Annotated in this window: 6 protein-coding genes and 1 pseudogene; 4 read left to right on the forward strand and 3 right to left on the reverse strand. The window is 69.9% G+C overall.

Going from position 1 to position 3,746, the window contains the following annotated elements; all coding sequences use genetic code 11:
- Positions 1 to 90: 90 nt before the first annotated feature.
- On the reverse strand, positions 91 to 915 hold the full coding sequence (locus tag ABT114_RS49970) for an ABC transporter permease (protein WP_351153939.1): 825 nt from the start codon (positions 913 to 915) through the stop codon (positions 91 to 93).
- Complete coding sequence (locus tag ABT114_RS49975) at positions 915 to 1,835, reverse strand: ABC transporter ATP-binding protein (RefSeq protein ID WP_351153941.1); 921 nt, start codon at positions 1,833 to 1,835, stop codon at positions 915 to 917. The genes ABT114_RS49970 and ABT114_RS49975 overlap by 1 nt, the downstream gene beginning before the upstream one ends.
- 331 nt (positions 1,836 to 2,166) lie before the next feature.
- On the opposite strand from ABT114_RS49975, the gene ABT114_RS49980 reads away from it, so the two are divergent.
- Together ABT114_RS49980 and ABT114_RS49985 are read left to right on the forward strand one after the other, a co-directional pair.
- Positions 2,167 to 2,295, forward strand: a complete 129-nt coding sequence (locus ABT114_RS49980; RefSeq protein ID WP_351153944.1) for a hypothetical protein — start codon at positions 2,167 to 2,169, stop codon at positions 2,293 to 2,295.
- 138 nt (positions 2,296 to 2,433) lie between these two features.
- Positions 2,434 to 2,832, forward strand: coding sequence for a hypothetical protein (locus tag ABT114_RS49985; RefSeq protein WP_351153946.1), 399 nt, complete (start codon positions 2,434 to 2,436; stop codon positions 2,830 to 2,832).
- A gap of 111 nt (positions 2,833 to 2,943) precedes the next feature.
- On the opposite strand, the gene ABT114_RS49990 is transcribed toward ABT114_RS49985, so the two are convergent.
- Positions 2,944 to 3,333, reverse strand: a complete 390-nt coding sequence (locus ABT114_RS49990; RefSeq protein WP_351153949.1) for a hypothetical protein — start codon at positions 3,331 to 3,333, stop codon at positions 2,944 to 2,946.
- Positions 3,334 to 3,403: 70 nt separating this feature from the next.
- Between ABT114_RS49990 and ABT114_RS49995 the strand changes: the two are divergent.
- Both ABT114_RS49995 and ABT114_RS50000 read left to right on the forward strand, forming a co-directional pair.
- Positions 3,404 to 3,574, forward strand: a pseudogene (locus ABT114_RS49995) (IS982 family transposase); the annotation flags it as partial.
- 71 nt (positions 3,575 to 3,645) lie between these two features.
- On the forward strand, positions 3,646 to 3,746 hold a 101-nt coding region (locus ABT114_RS50000; protein ID WP_351153952.1), incomplete at its 3' end, for a transposase.

A 3,746-nucleotide genomic window follows, 5' to 3' on the forward strand; every position in this document is an offset into this window, starting at 1 on the left:
GGCGGGAGCGCAGCCGCTCCCGCCCGGGCCGACCGCGCCGTCTTCCTGTCGCCCATCGGGTCCATCCGGTCCATCGTCGCGGACGCGACCTCAGACGTCACTGCGACGCAGCCGGTAGGCGGCACCCGCCAGCAGCAGTACGGCCCACACCAGCAGCGCCGCGAAACCCGCTCCGGGACTCACCAGGGAGTCGCTGGACTCGTGCAGGGTCATCACCGACTGGCCGGCGTTGCTGGGCAGGTAGCGGCTGACCGTGTCCCCCAGCGAGCTGGGCAGCAGCCCGGTCAGACCGGGCAGCACGAGCACCACACCGGCCAGGATTGCGATGCCCCCGGCGTTGTTGCGCACCAGCAGGCCGACCGTCACCCCGTACACACCGACCAGACCCAGATACAGGCCCGCACCCACCAGGCACCGGAAAACCCCGGGATCCCCCAGCGACAGGGCGATCTTCTCGCCGTGCAGGGAGGCGCTCCCCAGCAGGAACGAGACCAGGGCGCCGACGGTGGTGGTGACGAAGGCGACCGGACCGAAGACCGCGCACTTCGCCCACAGCACGGGCAGCCGGCCCGGCACCGCGGCGAACGTCGAGCGGACCATCCCCGTGCTGTACTCACCGGCCGACAGCAGGACACCCAGCGCGCCGACGGCCAGCGCGGCGAGGTTGGTGCCGGCCAGCGCCAGGGTCAGCGCCGCACCGGATGCCGCGTCCTTGCCGCCCAGCGGGCCGCTCGGACTGTAGACGGCGGCGGCGATCACCCCGATCACCACCAGGAACAGCACGGCCACCCCCAGCGTGATCCAACTGGAGCGCAGCGACCAGAACTTGGCCCACTCCGAACGGACCACCCGCCGACCGGTCACCCGGTACACCGGACCCACCGCCGTGGAAGGCTCCATCGTGCTCGCGGTCATCAGGCAGCCCTCCCTGCATCGGAGCTGTGATATTCGACGGCGTCCTGGGTGAGATTCATGAACGCCTCCTCCAGGGACACCGACTCGGTGACCAGTTCGTACAGCGGCACCTGGTGCTCGGCGGCCACCTGCCCGATCCGCCGCGTGTCCAGCCCGGAGACCACCAGCCGCTCGGCACCCGCCGAGGTCACGGTGACACCCGGCGCGGCCAGCAGCGAGCGCAGCCGCCCAGGCTCGCCGGTGGCCACCCGCACCCCCTTGTCCTCGCTCTGTGCGACCAGCGCGTCGACGGTCGTCTCGGCCAGCAGCCTCCCCCGTCCGACGACCACCAGACGGTCGGCGGTCTGCGCCATCTCGCTCATCAGATGCGAGGACAGCATCACCGTGCGGCCCTCGGCGGCCAGTCCGCGCAGCAACTCCCTCACCCAGCGCACACCTTCGGGATCCAGCCCGTTGACCGGCTCGTCCAGCATCACCACCGCCGGATCGCCCAACAGCGCGGCGGCGATGCCCAGCCGCTGCCCCATCCCCAGCGAGAACGCCCCGACCCGCTTGTGCGCCACCGCATGCAGACCGGCGAGGTCGATGACCTCCTCCACCCGCCGACGCGGCACGCCATGGGTGTACGCCAACGCCATCAGGTGGTTGAACGCGGAACGCCCCGGATGCACCGCCTTCGCCTCCAGCAGCACCCCCAACTCCTGCAAGGGGGAACGGTGTTGGGCGTAGGGCTTGCCGTTGACCAGGGCCTTTCCGCTGGTGGGCGCATCCAGACCCACGATCATCCGCATGGTGGTGGACTTACCCGCCCCGTTGGGCCCCAGGAACCCGGTCACCTGCCCCGGCGGCGCGACGAAACTCAGGCCGTCCACCGCCGTCCTGTCCCCGTACCGCTTGGTCAGCCCACGAACTTCGATCACGGCGTCGCTCCCCGCTTCCGTCTGGCCCGGCATCCGGCCGGGTCACTGCTTTCGAGGCTAGGAGCGGCCACGGCACGACCCGTGGACCCGGAGGCCACAATCACCATCGGTCACTGGTACCGCGGTACACCGGCAAGGTCGTCATCGCCGATCTGGCCCGACACACGGAACGTCGTCCAGGGCTCAGCCGCGCAGCGCACGGTATGCCGCGATTCCGGTCGCCCGCAGGCCTCTCCGCCGCTTCCGGAGCAGGGAGGAACCGAGGTGATCGCCGCAGCGGCCGGGCGGGGCCGGCGCCCGGCCGGTCGCGACGGACGGAAGGCGCGCTCTGATGGCGGGGAAGCGGAAGACGAACTCGGCGGGGTCCTCGAACAGTCACCGCGGCGACGTGCTGCGCGCGCTCGGTGTGCTGAAGGTGGCGACGGCCGACCAGATCCAGCGGTCGGCGCGCCGCACCTGACCTACCGGCACACCGACAAGAAGACGCCCTCGGAACGCAAGACCGCTCGGACCGCCTTGCACACGGGCGCGCTGTCCGATCTGCGCAAGCACGGCCTGTCTGTCCGAGAACGGCGGCAGCAACAGCGGGTCGGAGACCTTGCGGAACCTGACTCCCAAGGGCCTGGAGGCCGCCTCGTACGAACTGGGGCGGCCCCTGGGCGGAACGGCCCGTAGCGCGGGCAGCAGCGGCGCCTCCCGCCCCGTGGCCGTCAACGAGTGCGTCATCGCCCTGCTGCGGCCGAAGCCGGGCCTGGCCCTGCTGGAGGGCGAGCCGGCCGAAGCGCTCGCGGCCGCCCGGGCCGGCGTCGACGGGCCGGGCGGCCTGGGCACCATCGCCTCCTACGCGACCTGGGTTCCGCTGCCCGCCACCGGCGCGTGGAACGCACCGGGCAAGGGCGGCGCCCAGCCGGATGTCCGCGTACGCCTCGGAGGCCAGGGTGCCGCTGCTGTTCGTGGAGGTCGACAACTGCCACGAGAGCGCGCAGGAACTAGATGATCAATTCCAAGGGATGCCTGCGGAGGGTGTGGGGTGGGCGGCGGCCGAAGCCACCGCGAGACGGTCAGGCGGCGGGCTGCCGGCCCTGGTTGTCGAGGTGGCAGCGGGCGGTCAGGCGTCAGGGTCGACTTCGGGGTGCGTGAACCGCACGGGCTTGCCCAGCGACCGGGCGTAGGCGATTTCGGCTCGGGTGCTGTCTCCGATGTAGTCGCCGACTACGAGCACCTCATCAGCGAGCCGGATCTTCGCCCGGTGCAGATCGTCGAGTCGAACCTTCAGCGCCTCGGCCTCGACAGGATCGGACCAAAGTTCGTGCGGCGACTTCATGTCACAGCCCGGTTTGACGACAATCTTTCCGGCTTTGGTCTCCTGCAGATCGGCCTCGTTCATCTCGGTCATGAAGCGGGTGGAGCCGCAGATCACGACGATACGCGGGAGGCTCAACAGCTTCTTCGCGTCGGCGAGCTTCTCCTCGGGGGTGAGCAGTTGCGGGTATGACACTGGTTCCTCCTGGTGGTGTGGTCCAAGGGGTGCCTGCGGAGACGAGAACGAGGGTGTCCAAGATCGTTTTGTGACGAACGACGTGGACACCCTCGCGACAGCACTCTATGCGACGACCGACGACATGCTGAAGGAGCATCCCGACCTGGCGCCGTGGCGCCCGCCGGTCGGCATTACGCCCCGCCTGAGCGATGCGGAACTGGTCACCCTCGCCACGATGCAGGCCATACTCGGCTACACGGAGCCTCCCCCTGAGTGGTGGACACGCTGATACTGGATCTGCTTGATCCGGAGGAAGCGAGAAGACCGCCGATGGCGATGAAGGACTACTCGGATGAGTTCAAGGCCGATGCTGTGGCCTTGTACGAGTCCACGCCCGGGGCGACGTACAAGAGCATCGCCGCTGACCTGGG

The organism is Streptomyces sp. NPDC002088 (genome assembly GCF_040296605.1).
In the GTDB taxonomy this organism is placed as follows: domain Bacteria; phylum Actinomycetota; class Actinomycetes; order Streptomycetales; family Streptomycetaceae; genus Streptomyces.